Below are 18295 nucleotides of genomic sequence, written 5' to 3'. Positions count from 1 at the left end.
ATGGGAAATCCACCGCCATGTTCATTCACATTATTATTCTTCGTCTTTCTCTTCTGCAGCTTCTTCTGTTTCTTCACCTTCAGCTGCTTCTTCGTCCTCTTCAGATTCCTCTTCTTTTTGAGGAGGTACCACTGTGACAAGCGCTTCATCATCTTCGTTTTCGATGGTGAAGTTGCCTTTTTCACGGATATCTGAAACGTAGAGTGTATCTCCGATTTCCATTTCCTCGACGTTGACTTCGAGGGATTCTGGAATGTTATCCGGAGTTGCTGTTACAGAAACTTCGAATATCGGCTGCTCAACGATGCCGCCTTCTTTAGTTCCAGCTGCTTCACCCACTATTTCAATGGTTACCTCAACCGTCACTTCAGACTTCATGTTGATTGCGATGAAGTCGATGTGCGTGATCTGGTTCTTCAGGGAATCGAATTGATATTCAGTAACCATCACTTTAGTTGTGTTTCCTTCGATATCAAGGTCGATGACACCGTTACGTCCAACTTCACGTATTACTTTGATGAATTCGTTCTCGTCGACTGCAACTGGAGTATTCTCTACTTGATAGCCATAGATGACCGCCGGGATCTGCCCCGTTCTGCGCAGTTCAGTAACTTCTGAACGTTTTGCTTTGCCTTCTCTATGCTTTGAGGCCAATTTTGCCATGGTATATTTCCACCTTTCATTTACAGACAGTTGTTTTAGCATTGCCTAATTTAACACATAGCCATGGATAATAATAGCATATTACCATGGTGTTTGTAAAAAATCTTGTGATATTCAGTTAATTGTCGAACAGGATACTTACGGATTCCTCTTCATAGACACGTACAATTGCCTGAGCCATCAACTCGCCGACCGATAGTTCAACAATCTTGCTGCTCTTTTTCTCTTCAGGCATTTGGATGGAGTTGGTGACCACAAGTTCCTTGATGACAGACTCTTCGATCCTTGAAATCGCCGGGCCTGACAACACAGGGTGTGTACAACATGCATAGACTTCCTTGGCGCCTTTATCCAGTAATGCCTGAGCTGCCAATTTCATCGTGCCGCCCGTATCGATGATGTCATCGATGATGATTGCTGTCCGGCCTTCGATTTCCCCGACAATGTTCATCACTTCTGCAACATTCGGTTTCGGCCGTCTTTTATCGATGATGGCAATCGGTGTCTTCAGGCGATCTGCCATCTTGCGGGCGCGGGTCACGCCACCGTGATCTGGGGAGACCACAACTACTTCCTCAAAGTCCAGACCTTTATGCTCTACGAAATAATCACTGAGGATCGGGACACCCATAAGGTGATCTATCGGAATATCGAAGAAACCTTGAAGTTGCGGTGCGTGCAGGTCGAGTGAGATGACGCGGTCCGCCCCAGCTGTTTCTATCAAGTTTGCAACAAGCTTTGCTGTAATCGGTTCACGGGATCTGCTCTTTCTATCCTGACGGGCGTAACCGTAGTAGGGCATTACAATATTTATGGTTGCTGCAGAGGCGCGCTTCAGTGCATCAATCATGATAAGCAATTCCATCAGATGTTCGTTGACCGGCTGGCTTGTGGACTGTACTACGAAGACGTCGCAGCCACGGACACTCTCTTCTATATTGATTTGGACTTCCTCATCCGAAAACCTGTTGACCTGACATTTGCCGAGGGGAATGCCTATATGGTCTGCAATTTCTCTTGCAAGTGGTTCGTTGGCCTTCAGGGAGAAGAGGCGCAGATTCGAGTTTTTGTATTGATTGCTAGAAGCTAACATGTTGATCCTCCAATTAATTGTCTTTTTTTAAGTATCCTTCTTTTGTCGTCTGTCTGTTACGCGCAATGGCCAAGCTATCTTCCGGCACTTCGTCTGTAATCGTCGATCCCGCGGCTATGAAGGAGCGGTCCCCGATCTTCACCGGCGCCATCAGATTGGAGTTGCACCCGATGAAGGCGTCCGCGCCGATTTCAGTCTTGAATTTATTTTTGCCGTCATAGTTCACTGTAATTGTACCACAGCCGATGTTCGACCTCGCACCAATTTCAGCATCTCCTATATAACTGAGATGCGACACTTTCGCCTCATCTGCAAGCTGTGATTTTTTCACTTCGACAAAATTGCCGATCTTGACTGATTTGCCGAGTTCAGAGCCTGGGCGCAGTTGGGCGAATGGGCCGACAGTTGTGCCTTTACCGACTTTAGAACCAAGCACAACTGAATGCTTGACCTCCACCTCATCGTCGATGAACGAGTCTTTGATTTCAGAGCCTGAAGAAATGACTACATTTTTTCCAACTCTGGTCCGCCCCCTGAGCACTGCCCCAGGATATATGATGGTATCAGGGCCGATTTGCACCTCTGCATCTATATAAGTGGCGTTCGGATCTATCAAGGTGACACCGTTTTGCATATGCTGCGTGTTTATCCGCTCGCGCAGCACCTCTTCCGCCTTCGCCAACGCCATCTTGTCATTGATGCCGAGCACCTCTTCGAAATCCGGTGTGAGATATGCTTCCACACGGGCACCCCTGTCGCGCATTATCGCTATGGCATCCGGCAGATAGTACTCATTTTGTGCATTATCATTATCGACTTTTTCCAATGCTTCAAACAGCAGTCTATTATCAAAAATGAAGGTGCCTGAGCTCACTTCCTTGATTTCCTGCTCGGCGGGATTTGCGTCCTTCTGCTCCACAATCCTTCTGACCGACCCATTCTCCTTCCGTATGATTCTGCCATAACCATAGGGTATCTGGGTCCTTGTTGATAAAATCGTCGCCTTTGCACCTGAATCCAGGTGATATTTCATGAATATCTGCATAGTCGTCTCGCTGATCAACGGCGTATCTCCACATATGACCATCGTCTGTCCGTCGGTTCCACCAAGTGCTTCCTGCAACTGCTGTACTGCATGGGTAGTTCCAAGCTGTTCTTTTTGGATTGTAGTATTGATGTTGTCATCAAGACGATCCCGCACAGCTTGTGCTTCATGTCCCAGCACAGCGTGGATCTCTTCTATCCCTGCTTTTCTCAAGTTGTCGATGACGTGCTGGATCATAGGGACTCCGCCCACTTCATGCAGCACTTTAGGTTTCTCTGATTTCATCCGCGTACCTTTTCCAGCTGCCAAGATTATCGCTCTCGTCTGCATAATGTCCCCCATTTTATAGCTATATCCAATTATATTTTAGTAACCGTCCAGTTTCAAGGTTTAACAGCCATCATCCCTATACTTTCGCGACCTAAAAAACCCACAAAGCGACTACTTTGCGGGTTAAGGCTATTCTTCTTCTTTTCTGGTCTTCCCCGACCTCATCAGAGTCCGTTTCGCGCCGGACCGTCTCCTGTTCAGAAGGGTCTACGATTGTTTCCGACGTTTCATCGGATGCTTCCCCTGCAGGCTCAGGGTCTTCCGTTTCCTCATATACCCGCATCACTTCTTCCTGCACATGCTGCCGCATTTCAGAATTGATCGGGTGGGCGATATCACGGAACTCTCCATCCGGTGTACGCTTGCTCGGCATTGCGACGAAGAGGCCGTTGTTGCCTTCTATGACTCTGAGGTCATGGACGACAAAGGCACTTTCAAACGTGATGGATACAAGTGCTTTCATCCGGGTGTCCTGGTTGTTTACTTTACGCAGTCTTACGTCTGTTATCTTCATTATCCGCTTCCCCCAATAATAATTATTGTTGGATCGTATGTGTACTGCTTCAGTCAACCATATTGTTAATTCACATCAGATGCAATGACTTCTATTTCCACTTTGACATCCTTCGGTAAACGACTGACCTCTACACATGATCTTGCTGGTAGTTTACCCGTAAAATAGCGCCCGTAAACTTCGTTGATCTGTGGGAAGTCATTCATGTCACTGATGAAAATAGTTGCTTTGACCACGTTATCATAACCAAGGCCTGCGGCTTCGAGGACATGCCCGACATTGTCCATGACCTGCTTGGTCTGGGCCTGTACCTCCTCGGAAACCACTTCCCCCTCCAGATTGAGCGGGATTTGCCCCGATGAATAGAACATGTTGCCTACCTTGACGCCATGGCTATAGGGACCGAGTGCTTCCGGTGCTTTCTTTGCATTGATTGGTTCCATATATTTCAAAACTCCTTTTATTGTTATGACTGATGTTCCTTAGTGCCATTTTCAATATACTCCAACAATTGCCTTCTTCCACTACAAAAGATTGGTTGAATTCATCAATCTCCGATACTTTGAGCAATGATGTATAATCGGTGAATCTCCGGTTCTCCACTTGCTTGGCTTCAACGAGGACACTTACACCGACGACTTGGGCCGAAAATTCCTCCATAAGGTTGATGACGCCGGTGATAGACCCACCTGCCCTCAAGAAATCATCGACTACAAGGACTTTCGCCCCTTCCTTCAAAGTCCGCTTCGATAAGACCATCGTTTCTATTTTACGCGTCGACCCCGATACATAGTTGACGGAAACAGTAGACCCCTCAGTCACTTTATTATCTTTGCGTATGACCGCGACTGATACATTAAGTTCCCTCGCCACAGCGTTTGCCAATGATATCCCCTTGGTGGCGACGGTGACGACGGCATCGATGGACTCCCCTTCATACATTGTGGCAATCAACTTTCCGATATCGGACATCATATGGGGGTCACCCATTATGTCCGACATGTAAAGGTATCCTCCAGGCAGCAACCGATCTTTAGTTTTAAGCACTTCCATGAACCGCTCAACGATCTCCGCTGAGCGTACATGATCGATCTTCGGACGGAATGTCACGCCCCCGCCGGCTCCGGCGGTCGTCTGAACCAATCCTATCCCCTCTGTTTCAAAGACATTTTTGACTATTTTGATGTCTTCACTGATTGAAGATTTAGCCTGACTGAACTTATCCACGAAGTAGGTCAGTGGAATCAACTGGTTCGGATGTGAAGTGAGATGCTGGGTCATGAAGACCAGCCGTTCACTGCGTTTAAATTTCATACAATGACTCCTAAACCGTATTTAATATAGTGATTTTAACATAAAAGTTCGGTTTTTGGCAATCATCCTAACAGTCTGACTTTATAAACTTCGTTACAGCATCCTTTAATCGCATTATAGAGATGGACCGCCTGGCGTTCTTTCTGGACCAGTCCGAAAACGGTGGGGCCACTGCCGCTCATCATGGCACCTTCAGCACCATTGCGCAGCATCGTATCTATAAGCTTGCTGACTTCGGGATAATTTTTTACGGTCACTTCCTGCAGATCGTTTTTCATCAGGCGCATCATCTTTTCGTGGTCCCCTGCTCCGATCGCTTCTGCCATAGCTGCTGAAACTGGTGGGTTCTTCCCTGGTTCCAATGCTTGATAGATTGTTTTTGTCGACACTTTCATCTTTGGCTTGGCAAGCACGACCCAACCTTTTGGTGGCTTCGGCAGGCGCTCTATCTCCTCACCTCTGCCTGTTGCCAACGCTGTTCCTCCGTATACGCAAAAAGGAATATCAGATCCCAGCTTGCTGGCTAACTGGGCCAAGGTGTCGATATCTACGCCAAGCCCAAAGAGGGCGTTGATGCCCCTGAGCGTTGCCGCAGCATCTGCAGAACCCCGGCAAGTCCGGCAGCGATGGGAATATTCTTATCGATTGTTATGGTAACGCCTGCTTCAACACCATACTCCCGGAACATCAGTTCAGCAGCCTGGTAGGCCAAGTTCCTCCGGTCCAGGGGAACATGCCGATGTTCCGTATGGATGATGATCTTCCGGTCATTACGCTTCTCGAACGAGAGCTGATCATTGAGATCGACTGTCGTCATGACCATGTTCACTTCGTGGTAGCCGTCTTTTCTTTTGTACAATGTATCCAAGGTCAGGTTGATTTTAGCGGGTGCCGTTTCAAAATGCATAATTTCACTTCCATCATACGGTCATTTTTTTATCAGTTTATCATAAAAAGCATATATAAAATATGACTTTATAATATATGAGACCGCAACCCGCCCCTTTGCAGACAAAAAGGTTGAATTAATACGAATTTGAGATATTATAATAAACGGCAGTTACTTTTTAATAGTCTACTGCGTAAATTGATAATATTTTATGATGGAGGCAATCGTAATGGTTAAAATAGGTATTGTAACTGGTAGTACACGCCCTGCTCGAGTCAATCTGCAGGTGGCAGAATGGATCAAGGATTTTGCAGAAAAAATGGACCTGGAAGCTGAATTTGAGATTGTTGATATAAAGGAATATGATTTTCCGATGTTCAATGAAGATCTGCCGCCGGCAATGGCGAACAAATCCTACTCTAAAGATACAGTTAACGCATGGTCAAAAAAGATTGATGAGTTGGATGGTTTCATATTCATCACTCCTGAATACAATAAGAGCATCACTTCATCACTCAAAAATGCCATCGACTACATTGGACCTGAATGGGGACACAAAGCCGCAGGCATCATCGGGTATGGCTCGACGCTTGGCGTAGCAGCTTCCCTGTCACTGCGCCAAATACTCGGCAACCTTAATGTTGCGACTGTAACGCCTTTTGGGGCCTTCAGCCTGTTCACCGACTTTGAAGGCATGAAGACATTCAAACCGAATGAGGTTCATAATGCTACAGTGGAGAATGTCATCACTACGACGGTAAACTGGTCGAAAGGCTTGAAAACGATCAGATAAAATAAAAATAACGGACAGCCGTCGGCTGTCCGTTATTTTTATTATCATGCATAAAGCTGCCACCAAGGATGGCAACTGCGTTCAGTTACTGGATTACAAATGCTTCTTTCTCTTCGTTATAGAATGTCACTTCAACATTGGATGTCAATACATCTGTGTATGTATATGACACTGTTTCAAAGCTGTGCTCCTCCTGGTCTAACTCCACGACGAATACAGAAGGGTACGTTTCTCTAAGAACACCTCGTCGCTCAATCAATTTCTTGCGCCCTCCATTTGCACGGAGTAAAACTGGGTTACCCAATTGACAATCAAGAATTTTTTTGATGTCGATCAAAGTTTTTGGCATTTGGCCCACCTCACTAAACCCATTATAGCAAGTTTACATGAATTTGTCAAAATTTCATGGTAATTGCGACAGTTTTATGCTTTATGAGCCAATTTCAATTCAGGATAAGATTTCAAAGCTTCATATATGCGTGCAAAATCCTCGATTGCAAGGCTCTCGCCCCGCCTTTTTGGATCAACATCCGCACGTTGCAGCATGGCTTCGATTCTACCTTTATTCTCTTTCCCCTCTTCAAACAGCATCGAGTAGTTGTTCAATATCGTCTTTCTCCTTTGTGCAAACGCACCCCGTGTCAATGCAAAGAACACTCCCTCGTCATCGATGGGCACTTTCGGCTGTACCCGGGCAGTCATCTCTACGATGATGGAATCGACATTCGGGGGTGGCATGAAGACTCCCTTCGGCACATTGCGGATGACTTTGGCTTCTGTGAAATAATCGATGGCGATCGATAACGAGCCATACGCCTTACTGTTCGGACGGGCACTGATGCGCTCGCCCACCTCTTTTTGCATCATGACATAATAGCGTGAAATCGGCAGATTCCGCTCAAGGAAGTGCATCAGTATCGGTGTTGTAATATAGTACGGCAGGTTGGCCACTACAATGACCTCTTCACACCCGTCAAATTCTGTTTTGATGACGGCCTCGATATCCGCTTTCAATATATCTTCATTGATGACCTTTACATTGGAGTAGGGCGATAGCGTATCATCAAGCACCGGCATCAGCCGCTGGTCTATTTCAAATGCCACTACTTTCTGCGCCCTTTTGGCCAACTGCTCAGTCAGTGATCCGATTCCAGGCCCCACTTCGATAACCCCTGTTTTATCTGAAATGTCTGCTTTATCGAGCACTTCCCTGATTACGTTCAAATCCACAAGGAAATTCTGACCCAGACTCTTCTTGAATTTAAATCCATGCTCGTCCAGTATCTGCTTCGTTCTTCCCGCTGTTGCGATATCCTTCATCTTATTCCCCTTCAACTGCTTTTAATATATCTTCGATCTGCTCATGCTTGATGCCATACCGGTTTAATTTCTTCCTCAGCTGACCGGCATTTGCATAACCGATATTCAATTCTTCACATAGGCGAGTGCGCTTTACAGCAGCTTCCTTACTGCCGGAAAGTCCCCAGCCCACCATATCACTGATCGTGATGTGGGGCGTAGAGTCAGAAACGCTTGTGTAGACCTTCGATAGGCTCTCGATGATGCTTTCTTTTGAAGCATGCTCAATGCCTATGCCACCATTCCTGCCCTTTGCCTTAGACCTTGAGACAAATGCTTCTTTGATGTCCGGGAAGCGTTCGAGAATAGTGTTCCTGATTTTCTGTCCAGGGTAATCGGGGTCTGTAAAATGATGGCCCCTCGTGTATTCAATGCCACTTCTATTTCCTTCAGCACGACCTCGTCTATGGCCGAACCTTTTGTTTCGATCGTTTCACAGGAAACAGCTTCATTCAACCGTCTCGTATCATCCTTGCCTTCCACGATGATGACTTCCTTTATGACTGGTTTCTCCATGTCTGCACCTCTTTTCCATAATATCATATCTGCACTGCAAAAAATAAAATCACCGCCGGGCGGTGATTTTATCTATATGCCAAAGAGACGTTCGGCATTCAGTGTAGTCTGTTGAGCCAGTTCTTCATAGGAGATCTCCCTGAGTTCTGCAATCTTTTCCGCGACCAATTTGACGTGTGCAGGCTCATTACGCTTGCCGCGGTATGGGTGCGGTGCGAGATACGGTGCATCCGTTTCGACCAATAGGCGATCCAACGGGACGTGCTTCGCAATCTCTTTAGGCTCCTGTGCATTCTTAAAGGTCACAGGCCCGCCTAAAGATACATAGAAGTTCATATCAATGATTTCATCTGCCACTTCCGGTGATGCGCTGAAAGCATGCATAATACCTCCGATTTCATGCGCCCCTTCAGATTTGAGGATTTCCACACAATCTTCTGTGGCTTCGCGGTTATGGATGATGATCGGCAGATTCACTCGTTTTGCGAGTGCGATCTGTTTTTTGAATACTTCCTTTTGGACGTCATGGGGTGATTTGTCCCAATGGTAATCAAGACCCGTCTCGCCGATGCCGACTATCTTCTCGTGTTCGGATAACTTTTCGATCCATGCCAGATCCGCTTCAGTACAATCGACCGCGTCAACCGGATGCCAGCCTATTACGCCATAGACATTATCGTATCGCTCCACCAACTCCATAGTCCGTTCAATCGTCTTGCGGTCGAAACCCACCACTACCATCTTTTCGATGCCAGCAGATTCCGCCCGCTCCAACACTTCTTCCAGATCGTCATCATATTGGTCGGCGTTCAGATGAACGTGTGTATCTATAAGCAAAATAACCCTCCTGTCTACTTGACTATGCTGCCGTTTTCAATGCCACTCGGTACAGAGATCAATGTAAGATGCTTGCCTTTTTCTGCTGTCAAGATCATTCCCTCGGACATTTCTCCCTTCAGCTTAACCGGTTTGAGGTTTGTAACGACGAGCACTTTCTTGCCGATGATTTCCTCGGGCTCATAAGATTCCCTTATGCAGAAATAATCTGACGCTTCTCTTCTCCAAGGTCCACTTGGATCTTAAGGAGTTTATCCGCTTTTTTGACCCCTTCGGCGTTGATGACTGTAGCAACTTTCATTTCTACTTTGTCAAAGTCATCTATCGTGATTTCAGCCGCTTCTGAAGCAGGCTCTTCCGGTTCCTCCGGCGTCATCAGCCCTTTAATATGCGCCACTTCTTCTTCTACATCCAATCGCGGATAGATCGGCTTTGGCTTCTCAACCATTCTGCCTGCAGTTTTTATGCTGCCGTAATCCATGATCGAATCGAAGGTCTGCTGCTCCGGATCCGTTATATTCATCTGTCTGAAGATTTCTTCCGGGCCATGCGTCAGATAGGGTTTCAACAGGATGGCGATGATGCGTATGTTCTCTGCAAGATGGATCATGACATTGCCGAGTGCGTCTCTTTCAGAGTCGTCCTTCGCAAGTATCCAAGGTGCGGTTTCATCAATATACTTGTTCGTACGGCTGATGATGGTCCAGACTGCCCTGAGCGACTTGTTGAATTCCATTTCCTCCATGCCTTCTTCATAGAGCTTGACGTTATCATATACCGTCTGTTCAAGGTTTTCGTCCAGTGGGCCGCCATGACCGCCGTATGCCGGCAATTCACCTTCGAAATATTTGTTGATCATGGAAATGGTGCGGTTGACCAGATTGCCGAGATCGTTGGCCAGGTCATAGTTGGTCCGGTTGACGAATGCTTCCGGCGTAAATACACCATCTGAGCCGAACGGAACTTCACGCATCAAGTAATAGCGGAGCGCATCTAGACCATAGCGCTCAACCACCATTTCAGGATAGATGACGTTCCCTTTGGATTTGGACATTTTGCCATCTTTCATCACAAGCCAGCCATGCCCTACAATTTTTTTAGGCAGAGGCAGGTCGAGAGCCATCAGCATGATCGGCCAGTAGATTGCGTGGAACCTTACGATTTCCTTACCGATCATATGAACGTCCGCAGGCCAGTACCTTTCAAACATCCCTTCGTCATCAGAAGTATAGCCTAAAGCAGTGATATAGTTGCACAGCGCGTCGATCCATACGTATACGACATGTTTAGGGTTTGACTTCACCGAGATGCCCCAGTCGAATGTCGTACGTGAGACCGCGAGATCTTCGAGGCCCGGTCGGATGAAGTTATTCAGCATCTCATTCCTGCGCGCTTCAGGTTGGATGAATCCTGGATTATCTTCATAATATTTCTCAAGACGCGCTGCATATTTGCTCATCCTGAAGAAATAGCTTTCCTCTTTTATAAGTTCCACTTCATGACCGCTTGGCGCAACGCCACCGATCATGTTGCCCGCTTCATCCTTATATACTTCTTCCAGTTGTGTTTCCGTAAAGAACTCCTCATCTTGGACGGAATACCACCCTTCGTATTCCCCTAGATAGATGTCACCTTGTTCATACAGCCTATCGAATATCTTCTGGATGGCTATCTTGTGACCCTCGTCCGTCGTACGGATAAACTGGTCATGGGTGATTTCAAGAAGGGACCAGAGCGCTTTCATACTATCTGCCATATCGTCTACATATTTCTGCGGCGAGATACCCATTTCATCGGCTTTCTGTTCAATTTTTTGGCCATGTTCATCAGCACCTGTAAGATAATAGACATCGTAGCCGCGCATGCGTTTATATCTTGCAGTGACATCACATGCAATTGTTGTATAGGCATTACCAATATGTAATTTACCGCTTGGGTAATATATCGGTGTCGTGATATAGTAAGTTGGTTTTTCCATGCTCTTCCTCCTATTTGTTCATTCTTTAAATATAACTAATTTAAGGATTCTTTTCAATGAAATGGATACTTTATATTGGCTTACACAGCGTCGATATGCTATAATCATCACGAATTAGACAAAAACAATCAATGTGTTTATTGACTTTAAATCAGAATTGTGGCAATGGAATAGACTATATGCATTCCTTGAAATAAAGTTGTCTGCAACTGAATTCTTCCCGTAATGTTTTCTCATAATTATGAGGTGGAATGAATAGTCGTTTGCGAAATGAGAAAATGGAGGAAAAAGCTATGAAATCAACTGGCATTGTACGTAAAGTAGATGAACTCGGACGTGTGGTCATACCTATAGAACTCAGACGTGTGCTTGATATCGAAGTCAAAGACGCACTTGAAATATATACAGATGACGATACGATTATCTTGAAGAAGTATAAGCCACAGATGACATGTGCAGTAACAGGAGACGTTTCCGAGCAGAATATGCGTCTGGCTGACGGCCGCATCATCTTGAGTCAAGAAGGTGCAGAACAGCTCATCAAAGAAATTCAATCGAAGATGCATTAATCAAATAAGCGGCCTTAGGCCGCTTATTTTTTTATATCATGAAATTCATCATATACATCCTGCTTTTTCAAACTTCTCACCTCTGCCACTTTCTTGATCGCCTGTTTCGGTGTCAACCCTTCTTTCACCAGGGCCTCCACATGCTCTTTTACAGGAATGTCGAAAGTCTCTTCTGCAGGAGCTGCACCCTCCACCACAACAACAAATTCTCCCTTCAGCGGTATTTCCTTTTCTATCTTATCCAGGAGCACACCCACCGGTCCTCGGACATGCTGCTCAAATTTTTTAGTGATTTCCCTCGATATGCTGACTACACGCCCAGGGTCTATCTCGTTCATCTCCATGAGCGTATCTTTGATCTTATGCGGTGATTCGTAGAGGACTGAAGTCGATTGCCGTGCCATTATCTCCTGAATCTTGCTCTTCTTTTTACTCCGCGACTTCGGCAGGAAACCAAAATAGGTAAATTCATACGAGGGGATGCCACTTGCGACCAGGGCCATCGTAAAAGCAGTTCCTGAAGGAACGATGACGTAGTCCAACCTCTCCGTCTGCATTCTTGATATAAGCTCAAAGCCAGGGTCCGAGATGACGGGCATACCAGCATCACTGACAAGGGCGAAAGTGCGACCATCCTTCATCTCTTCAATAATCTGATCCTCAACACTCTCTTTATTGAAGTCATGATATGCCTTGAGCGGTGTATCGATTTCAAAATGGTTCGTCAACTTACGGGTGTTGCGAGTATCTTCGCACAGTATCACATCGACTTTCTTAAGCGTATCGACTGCACGGAAAGTCATATCATCAAGGTTCCCAAGTGGTGTTCCCGTGATATAGAGATGCATGTCATTCCCTCCTGACCAGCTTCAATTTTTCGTCTCTTGATAATTTTTTGATGGCATATTCCCGTTTCAGTGCCTCACTCTTCGTTTCATACACTTCTTTGTGGAGCAGATGGACCGGGCGCCTATTCCGTGTATATTTGGCTCCCTTGCCTTCATTATGCGTTTTGATCCTTCTGGACACATCTGTTGCATAACCTGTGTACAATGTACCGTCACGACATTCTACGATGTAGACGAAATGCTCAGCCATAATAGACCGTCATCATTTCATCGGTATAACGACCTTGCTCATCATAGATATAAAGAGGTGGCAGGATATCTGCATAGGCATGGCTATTAAATACCGCTTCAATCAGAACGAACAGGGCGGTTCGTGCAGAACCATCATTATAGACATATTGGACACGCCGCACACGAAATCCTGCCTTTGACAGTTCATGCGCGACTTCCATGCTTCTTTCTGCCCGGTGGACCATATGAAGCCTACCCTTGTTCCTGATGAGGAAACGCGCCGCTTTTATGACTCCTTCAAGATCAATATGTATCTCATGACGTGCGATGCTGTGCGGTCCTTTTTCCTTCAGGGGCTGATCATTTGTGAAATACGGGGGATTCACAGTAATAACATCATAGGAGGAATGTTCGTAGAGTGACCTGACCTCTTTCAAATCACCCATCCGGATGTCGATCTGTTCTGCCTTACCGTTCATGGTGATGCTTCTTGTGGCCATATCTACGAGTTGGGGCTGCAGCTCTAATCCATCTATCGGTAAAGCTGTGCGATGGGATAAAGAAGCGGTATGATGCCGTTCCCTGAGCACAGGTCGATGATATGTTTATCCCGTTTCAAAAACCTTGTAAAATCAGCCAGCAGTAACGCGTCCACTGAAAATGAAAAGACCTCGCTACTCTGGATGATCTGCATGGATTCCCGGAACAATTCATCCACCCTTTCGCCTTCCTGCAACATATATCCACCTCCAATAAATAAAGCGGCCGAAGCCGCCTAGTTGTTTCGATGTTGGAGAAACCCCTGACAAAACAGGCAATCTTCCCCGTGCCGATGCGTACCGAAATGGACGCTGCATACGTGGAACCCTTCCTCATACAGATTATTCAATGTGTTCTGCTTGAAGGATGCCCCTTTCTCTGAGGCTTCTTTCGCCAATAACTGCTCATAATTTTCCTTTTCCATCTGAAGACTGACATTTTCCTCAACGAGTCGGACAGAAAGCTCCTTTAAAGTCTGAAGATCTTCATACATGAGGTCCATATCTGCTTCCATCTTGCTTATATGCATAAATAGGCGTTCGCGTTCCATTACTGCACCCCGCCGACTGCGTCCAGTTCGTCGCAATGGAATTCACGTATATAGTCATCTTTATATTTCACCTTCACCACAAGGTCCAGAATGTTCATGCCGATCACCAAACCTCTACCGTCAGGCGTCTCTATCATCTGACCAACATCCGGTAATGCTTCACGTGCATTCTCATAATATTCATCCTCATAATTCAAGCAGCACATCAGACGTCCGCACGCGCCTGATATTTTGGTGGGGCTGAGCGAGAGATCCTGGTTCTTTGCCATCTGGATGCTGACCGGCACAAAATCCCCGAGGAAGGTCGAACAGCAATGTGCACGGCCACAGGGACCAATGCCTCCAAGATACTTCGCTTCATCCCTTACGCCGATCTGGCGGAGTTCGATGCGTGTCTTGAAACGGTTCGCAAGAACGCGGACGAGGTTACGGAAATCCACACGTTCATCCGAAGTGAAATTAAATATGAGTTTTTTGCGCTCCAGTGTATACTTGGCATTGACGAGCTGCATATCCAATTTCTCTTCAGAAATGGCTTTTCTACAGAATTGAAGGGCTTCTTCTGCACTGGATTGGTTCTCATGGAACTTTTCCATGTCCTTATCAGTCGCAGCCCGGATGAATTTGCCATCCGGTTCCACAATATCATCTTCAGGAACCTGATAGTTCGGCTTCACCACCCGCAACATTTCCATACCGCGCTTTGTCTCAGCGACGATATAATCATCGCGCTCCGTCGACTCTCCATTAACTTCCAAATATATATTCTCAAAATAATCCAACTGCGTGGCAGTAATGAGTTCTATCATAATCATTCAACCTTTCGAGCATATGACCATACTCTCAAACACAAGCATAGGATGCACGTTTGACGACAACATGCGGTTTGCAGTCTGTATCTCTTCCAGCATGCGCGCCAGATGCTCTACACGCTGTCCTACCCCAGTGTTTCCTGTTTCATTGCCGTATGGCCTAAAATCTTCAAGCTCCAGTACTTCATGCATACATTGTCGTACGAATCCATCAATCAACTGCAGCAACAGCGCATGATCTTTTCTGTTTTGGCAGATATCCAGCATTGATTTTATTTCAATCAATACGAGAGGATGCCCCCGATCCATTTTCTCAAAAAGTCCATTGCTGTCTGGCGTAAACGGGGAACACTTCCCCAGTTCTTTTACATGTTCGGCATTGAGAGCCAGTACATCCACTGTTTGAAGTTCCGACTCATTCAAATCCTCAAGCATTCCAATCCGGTCAGCCCGTTCCCCCGAATATGAATATGTTGGGCCCTTGAATGGATCGTCGGCAATATACTGCTTTTATCTATCGTCAAGAGGATGGCCACAGTTCTCGCTGGAGGGTCCTCCAAAAACTTAAGGACACTATTCTCAGCCTGCGGCGTCAGTTTTTCAAACGCCTCTATCACATACACCTTATAATCCGACTCGGTTGGTTTGCGGTTCATCCTGCGCACAAGATCCTCTACAGCTTCCTTTTTTATGGCCGTCTCTGCAGTCGCAAGATAAAAATAATCGGGATGATTCCCTTCAGAAATCAATCTGGCATTACGGGCTGTGTCGCCAAGTATGTTGAGGGCGAAATATTCACTGTAACGTTTTAAGGTTTCTATTGCATCGCCTTCAAACATGTAGGTATGGCTGAGTCTGTCGTTTTCTATGATTTTATCCAATTGGTATTCAACAGTATAGTTTTCAGCTGTCATTACTGCTTCACTTAAAATCTTTCGAATTGTTCAATAGGCAATACGAATACTGTCGCCCCGCCGACTTCCACTTCTACAGGGTATGGAATATAGGAATCTGCATTTCCACCCATAGGGGTGACGGGTGCGACCGTCTGCTCCCTGTTTCCACATGTGTTATCGATGAGCTGAAGCAATTCATCGACGCGTTGATCTTCAACACCACATAGGAAAGTTGTGTTTCCAGCTCTCAGGAAGCCGCCTGTAGTCGCAAGCTTGGTGTTCCTAAAATCATTTTTAGTTAGACGATCAGCCAACCTTTGGCTGTCATGATCTTGTACGATTGCAATTACCATTTTCATGATTGGTTCACCTCTTGATTCAGATATTGTTCAATTATGTTTATTGCGTCTGCAAAAACCTTTTCAGGGCGTTGTGCTGCATCGATCATTCGGATTCTTTCGGGATATTCTTCTCTCAATTGATTATACCCCATGACCACTGATTCATGGAAATCCAATTCTTCGCCATCAAGTCTGTTGTCGTCACGCTTGTTGCGTTTAATGCGCTCAAGACCGGCTTTGGGGTCCAGTTTAAGATACAGTGTCAGATCAGGCATGTGATCTTCTATCGCAAAACGGTTGATTTCCATAACAGCATCAGAGCCTATATTACGCGCAACTCCTTGGTAGGCGATCGAACTGTCGATGAAACGATCACATAATACGATATTACCATCTTCGAGTGCCGGCAGTATCTTTTCAACAAGATGTTGCCGCCTTGAAGCTGCAAACAATAATGCTTCTGTGCGTTCATCCATATCATTGCCTTTGGAGAGAAGTATTTCCCGGATCATTTCACTGATGCCGATCCCCCGGGTTCACGCGTCGTAACCACTTTATGCGTCTTCGACAAATGAGCATGGATTGCTGAAATCAACGTTGTCTTACCGGAGCCTTCCGGACCTTCAAACGTAATGAAATGACTCATTGCTTCTCCTTACCCGTATAGTACGCTATATTTTGTTTTATACCTTCTATTCTAACATGATTCATTAAAGCATGTGTAATCGATTTTAGATGCCCACTGGTAATGACTTCTCCCTCAAAAACAATCGGAATGCCGGGAGGATAGGGAATCATGGTCCTCTGGCACACTTTTCCCCTCAGGAAGGAGAGGTCCAGTGAAGGATCATTTTTCACATCCTGAATTACCAGTGATTCGATGCGCGTCAGAAGACACTCAAATGGATAGCGGTCGCCTTCATGGAAGAGTGGCAGACAAAGGAGCACCCCTTCATCTGTGACCATCTCTGGATAGATGGAAGCGCCGACGAAGGCATCGTAAACTGTATAGGGTGAATGCCCAACGTGATTGATGAGCAGTTTCGCAGGGTCATCCATCTCTGTTACTTCTAAGTTCGTTCTACGAAGCTTATTGATCAGCACCCCCCTCTTCTCATGGAACTGTTCATCTGAGTAGGACATATAGAAATCATGGGCATGTTCCATCGAAAGCATAAGCATATAGGAAGGGCTCGATGTTTCAAAGTAATCTATATATTTAAGGATCGCTTCATAAAACTCAGATTTCGTAAAAATAACCGATGACATCGTCAAGGCAGGGAGCATCTTATGGTAGGACTGTACTGCGATATCTGTAGAATACTTCATAGAGGACGATGGAAAGGCTCCCGTAATATCCAGATGCGCGCCGTGTGCCTCGTCTGTGATGACCACACCATTCCCTGCATGCACATGATTTATAAGTGTGCCTATATCAAAACATTCTCCGGTATATGTAGGGTAAGTGATGACAGCAACATCACGCTCTGTAAAGCTATGGGAGAAAAAAGCATCTTCTGAAACGACTTCATGTGAGGCTTCAGCAATTTCCAGTGCATGATGAACTGACTTGTGGGCGCCTTCCAACACAATGAAATGCTTTTTGTTTAAGTGTTTGAGTCCATATATCGCAGATAAAATACCATTCGTCGTGCCATTTACCATCATCTGAGAAATGTAGCCTGGATACTTTCCACCAATCTTTTCATTAAGCTGACGGAGGATCCCATCTGCTTCATGCAAATCATCGAGTCCATTGATCTCTGTCATGTCATATCTGAAATCAAAGGCATCAAGCTGACCGATCGTATTGTTTTTATGACCTGGAACATGCATAGAAATGGCTTCATCTTCTAATAGTTTTGTAATTGTCTGATACAGTACCATCAAACCCACCCTTTCAATATAAAGGTATAAAAAAAAGAGACCTATAAAGGTCTCAATGCGGCTCATCGCATCCATAATTGAATTATGTACATACTGCCCGGCGGCGTCCTACTCTCACGGGACGTCAGTCCAACTACCATCGGCGCTGGAGAGCTTAACTGCTGTGTTCGGCATGGGAACAGGTGGAACCTCTCCGCGATTGCCACCGGACAATATGGAATGCTTGAATGCCCCTTGGACATTCAAAACCGGATAGAAGCAATGCGTTGCGTAGAAGACCATACACGGTT

General features: G+C 45.8%; 21 protein-coding genes, 1 rRNA gene and 5 pseudogenes. 2 read left to right on the top strand and 25 right to left on the bottom strand.

Annotated features, from left to right (window positions below):
* Positions 1-33: 33 nt before the first annotated feature.
* The 7 genes and pseudogenes from ACYF68_RS01890 to ispE form a co-directional block, all read right to left on the bottom strand.
* A complete protein-coding gene (locus tag ACYF68_RS01890; protein ID WP_461045229.1) occupies positions 34-663 on the bottom strand; it encodes a 50S ribosomal protein L25/general stress protein Ctc in 630 nt (209 codons plus the stop codon).
* A gap of 118 nt (positions 664-781) precedes the next feature.
* Positions 782-1756, bottom strand: a complete 975-nt coding sequence (locus tag ACYF68_RS01885) for a ribose-phosphate diphosphokinase (RefSeq protein ID WP_461045228.1) — start codon at positions 1754-1756, stop codon at positions 782-784.
* A gap of 13 nt (positions 1757-1769) precedes the next feature.
* Positions 1770-3131, bottom strand: coding sequence for a bifunctional UDP-N-acetylglucosamine diphosphorylase/glucosamine-1-phosphate N-acetyltransferase GlmU (gene glmU / locus ACYF68_RS01880; protein ID WP_461045227.1), 1362 nt, complete (start codon positions 3129-3131; stop codon positions 1770-1772).
* Between the two features lie 217 nt (positions 3132-3348).
* A pseudogene (spoVG, locus tag ACYF68_RS01875) lies at positions 3349-3645 on the bottom strand (septation regulator SpoVG); the annotation flags it as partial.
* Between the two features lie 65 nt (positions 3646-3710).
* Positions 3711-4088: a RidA family protein gene (locus ACYF68_RS01870; RefSeq protein WP_461045226.1), complete on the bottom strand. Its 378-nt coding sequence runs from the start codon at positions 4086-4088 to the stop codon at positions 3711-3713.
* Between the two features lie 58 nt (positions 4089-4146).
* Positions 4147-4959: pseudogene (gene purR, locus ACYF68_RS01865) on the bottom strand (pur operon repressor); the annotation flags it as partial.
* A 62-nt stretch (positions 4960-5021) separates the two neighbouring features.
* Positions 5022-5866, bottom strand: a pseudogene (gene ispE, locus ACYF68_RS01860) (4-(cytidine 5'-diphospho)-2-C-methyl-D-erythritol kinase).
* 211 nt (positions 5867-6077) lie between these two features.
* On the opposite strand from ispE, the gene ACYF68_RS01855 reads away from it, so the two are divergent.
* Positions 6078-6641, top strand: a complete 564-nt coding sequence (locus ACYF68_RS01855) for an NADPH-dependent FMN reductase (protein WP_461045225.1) — start codon at positions 6078-6080, stop codon at positions 6639-6641.
* A gap of 85 nt (positions 6642-6726) precedes the next feature.
* On the opposite strand, the gene ACYF68_RS01850 is transcribed toward ACYF68_RS01855, so the two are convergent.
* The 6 genes and pseudogenes from ACYF68_RS01850 to metG all read right to left on the bottom strand — a co-directional run bounded on the left by ACYF68_RS01850 (position 6727) and on the right by metG (position 11331).
* On the bottom strand, positions 6727-6990 hold the full coding sequence (locus ACYF68_RS01850; RefSeq protein WP_344703728.1) for a Veg family protein: 264 nt from the start codon (positions 6988-6990) through the stop codon (positions 6727-6729).
* Between the two features lie 74 nt (positions 6991-7064).
* The gene (gene rsmA / locus ACYF68_RS01845) at positions 7065-7961 is read right to left on the bottom strand and encodes a 16S rRNA (adenine(1518)-N(6)/adenine(1519)-N(6))-dimethyltransferase RsmA (RefSeq protein ID WP_461045224.1); all 897 of its coding nucleotides are present in this window, start codon (positions 7959-7961) and stop codon (positions 7065-7067) included.
* A 1-nt stretch (position 7962) separates the two neighbouring features.
* The gene (locus ACYF68_RS01840) at positions 7963-8202 is read right to left on the bottom strand and encodes a DUF4093 domain-containing protein (RefSeq protein ID WP_461047439.1); all 240 of its coding nucleotides are present in this window, start codon (positions 8200-8202) and stop codon (positions 7963-7965) included.
* Between the two features lie 29 nt (positions 8203-8231).
* Positions 8232-8516, bottom strand: coding sequence for a toprim domain-containing protein (locus ACYF68_RS01835; protein ID WP_461045223.1), 285 nt, complete (start codon positions 8514-8516; stop codon positions 8232-8234).
* 72 nt (positions 8517-8588) lie between these two features.
* Complete coding sequence (locus tag ACYF68_RS01830) at positions 8589-9353, bottom strand: TatD family hydrolase (RefSeq protein WP_461045222.1); 765 nt, start codon at positions 9351-9353, stop codon at positions 8589-8591.
* A 14-nt stretch (positions 9354-9367) separates the two neighbouring features.
* Positions 9368-11331, bottom strand: a pseudogene (gene metG, locus ACYF68_RS01825) (methionine--tRNA ligase).
* 293 nt (positions 11332-11624) lie between these two features.
* Between metG and ACYF68_RS01820 the strand changes: the two are divergent.
* Entirely contained in the window at positions 11625-11900 is a 276-nt protein-coding gene (locus ACYF68_RS01820) for an AbrB/MazE/SpoVT family DNA-binding domain-containing protein (protein WP_461045221.1), read from the top strand.
* Positions 11901-11923: 23 nt separating this feature from the next.
* Here ACYF68_RS01820 and rsmI read toward each other — a convergent pair whose 3' ends face one another.
* The 12 genes and pseudogenes from rsmI to rrf form a co-directional block, all read right to left on the bottom strand.
* Complete coding sequence (gene rsmI, locus ACYF68_RS01815; protein ID WP_461045219.1) at positions 11924-12748, bottom strand: 16S rRNA (cytidine(1402)-2'-O)-methyltransferase; 825 nt, start codon at positions 12746-12748, stop codon at positions 11924-11926.
* A gap of 1 nt (position 12749) precedes the next feature.
* Complete coding sequence (locus ACYF68_RS01810; protein WP_461045218.1) at positions 12750-12998, bottom strand: GIY-YIG nuclease family protein; 249 nt, start codon at positions 12996-12998, stop codon at positions 12750-12752.
* Positions 12991-13458, bottom strand: coding sequence for a tRNA1(Val) (adenine(37)-N6)-methyltransferase (locus ACYF68_RS01805; protein ID WP_461045217.1), 468 nt, complete (start codon positions 13456-13458; stop codon positions 12991-12993). Before ACYF68_RS01805 ends, ACYF68_RS01810 begins: the two co-directional genes overlap by 8 nt.
* Before the next feature lie 53 nt (positions 13459-13511).
* The gene (locus tag ACYF68_RS01800) at positions 13512-13718 is read right to left on the bottom strand and encodes a hypothetical protein (RefSeq protein WP_461045216.1); all 207 of its coding nucleotides are present in this window, start codon (positions 13716-13718) and stop codon (positions 13512-13514) included.
* Positions 13719-13754: 36 nt separating this feature from the next.
* Positions 13755-14069: an initiation-control protein YabA gene (locus tag ACYF68_RS01795; RefSeq protein WP_344703745.1), complete on the bottom strand. Its 315-nt coding sequence runs from the start codon at positions 14067-14069 to the stop codon at positions 13755-13757.
* The gene (locus tag ACYF68_RS01790; RefSeq protein WP_461045215.1) at positions 14069-14878 is read right to left on the bottom strand and encodes a PSP1 domain-containing protein; all 810 of its coding nucleotides are present in this window, start codon (positions 14876-14878) and stop codon (positions 14069-14071) included. The genes ACYF68_RS01795 and ACYF68_RS01790 overlap by 1 nt, the downstream gene beginning before the upstream one ends.
* A 6-nt stretch (positions 14879-14884) precedes the next feature.
* Positions 14885-15316, bottom strand: a complete 432-nt coding sequence (locus ACYF68_RS01785; protein WP_461045213.1) for a hypothetical protein — start codon at positions 15314-15316, stop codon at positions 14885-14887.
* Positions 15301-15795, bottom strand: a complete 495-nt coding sequence (locus tag ACYF68_RS01780; protein WP_461045212.1) for a hypothetical protein — start codon at positions 15793-15795, stop codon at positions 15301-15303. The genes ACYF68_RS01785 and ACYF68_RS01780 overlap by 16 nt, the downstream gene beginning before the upstream one ends.
* Positions 15796-15806: 11 nt before the next feature.
* Positions 15807-16136, bottom strand: a complete 330-nt coding sequence (locus ACYF68_RS01775; RefSeq protein ID WP_344703751.1) for a cyclic-di-AMP receptor — start codon at positions 16134-16136, stop codon at positions 15807-15809.
* Positions 16133-16764, bottom strand: a pseudogene (gene tmk / locus ACYF68_RS01770) (dTMP kinase). The gene ACYF68_RS01775 and the pseudogene tmk overlap by 4 nt, the downstream one beginning before the upstream one ends.
* Positions 16761-18005 (bottom strand): Orn/Lys/Arg family decarboxylase, encoded by a 1245-nt coding sequence (locus ACYF68_RS01765; RefSeq protein ID WP_461045211.1) that lies wholly within the window; start codon positions 18003-18005, stop codon positions 16761-16763. Before ACYF68_RS01765 ends, tmk begins: the two are co-directional and overlap by 4 nt.
* A 95-nt stretch (positions 18006-18100) precedes the next feature.
* A 5S ribosomal RNA gene (rrf, locus tag ACYF68_RS01760) occupies positions 18101-18215 on the bottom strand.
* Between the last annotated feature and the right edge of the window lie 80 nt (positions 18216-18295).

Source organism: Salinicoccus sp. CNSTN-B1, from assembly GCF_054792835.1.
Note: the sequence above shows the minus strand (reverse complement) of the source record. Positions and strands in the feature narration are given on the sequence as shown.

What these genes read in the sequence shown, in the direction of transcription:
- ACYF68_RS01790 (WP_461045215.1), bottom strand. Translation starts at nt 14,878, where the DNA reads ATGATAGAACTCATTACTGCCACGCAGTTGGATTATTTTGAGAATATA.
- ACYF68_RS01810 (WP_461045218.1), bottom strand. Translation starts at nt 12,998, where the DNA reads ATGGCTGAGCATTTCGTCTACATCGTAGAATGTCGTGACGGTACATTG.
- rsmA (WP_461045224.1), bottom strand. Translation starts at nt 7,961, where the DNA reads ATGAAGGATATCGCAACAGCGGGAAGAACGAAGCAGATACTGGACGAG.
- ACYF68_RS01775 (WP_344703751.1), bottom strand. Translation starts at nt 16,136, where the DNA reads ATGAAAATGGTAATTGCAATCGTACAAGATCATGACAGCCAAAGGTTG.
- ACYF68_RS01835 (WP_461045223.1), bottom strand. Translation starts at nt 8,516, where the DNA reads ATGGAGAAACCAGTCATAAAGGAAGTCATCATCGTGGAAGGCAAGGAT.
- ACYF68_RS01805 (WP_461045217.1), bottom strand. Translation starts at nt 13,458, where the DNA reads ATGAACGGTAAGGCAGAACAGATCGACATCCGGATGGGTGATTTGAAA.
- ACYF68_RS01800 (WP_461045216.1), bottom strand. Translation starts at nt 13,718, where the DNA reads ATGTTGCAGGAAGGCGAAAGGGTGGATGAATTGTTCCGGGAATCCATG.
- ACYF68_RS01765 (WP_461045211.1), bottom strand. Translation starts at nt 18,005, where the DNA reads ATGGTACTGTATCAGACAATTACAAAACTATTAGAAGATGAAGCCATT.
- ACYF68_RS01785 (WP_461045213.1), bottom strand. Translation starts at nt 15,316, where the DNA reads ATGCTTGAGGATTTGAATGAGTCGGAACTTCAAACAGTGGATGTACTG.
- ACYF68_RS01855 (WP_461045225.1), top strand. Translation starts at nt 6,078, where the DNA reads ATGGTTAAAATAGGTATTGTAACTGGTAGTACACGCCCTGCTCGAGTC.
- ACYF68_RS01850 (WP_344703728.1), bottom strand. Translation starts at nt 6,990, where the DNA reads ATGCCAAAAACTTTGATCGACATCAAAAAAATTCTTGATTGTCAATTG.
- glmU (WP_461045227.1), bottom strand. Translation starts at nt 3,131, where the DNA reads ATGCAGACGAGAGCGATAATCTTGGCAGCTGGAAAAGGTACGCGGATG.
- ACYF68_RS01780 (WP_461045212.1), bottom strand. Translation starts at nt 15,795, where the DNA reads ATGACAGCTGAAAACTATACTGTTGAATACCAATTGGATAAAATCATA.
- ACYF68_RS01870 (WP_461045226.1), bottom strand. Translation starts at nt 4,088, where the DNA reads ATGGAACCAATCAATGCAAAGAAAGCACCGGAAGCACTCGGTCCCTAT.
- ACYF68_RS01795 (WP_344703745.1), bottom strand. Translation starts at nt 14,069, where the DNA reads ATGGAACGCGAACGCCTATTTATGCATATAAGCAAGATGGAAGCAGAT.
- ACYF68_RS01820 (WP_461045221.1), top strand. Translation starts at nt 11,625, where the DNA reads ATGAAATCAACTGGCATTGTACGTAAAGTAGATGAACTCGGACGTGTG.
- ACYF68_RS01890 (WP_461045229.1), bottom strand. Translation starts at nt 663, where the DNA reads ATGGCAAAATTGGCCTCAAAGCATAGAGAAGGCAAAGCAAAACGTTCA.
- rsmI (WP_461045219.1), bottom strand. Translation starts at nt 12,748, where the DNA reads ATGCATCTCTATATCACGGGAACACCACTTGGGAACCTTGATGATATG.
- ACYF68_RS01885 (WP_461045228.1), bottom strand. Translation starts at nt 1,756, where the DNA reads ATGTTAGCTTCTAGCAATCAATACAAAAACTCGAATCTGCGCCTCTTC.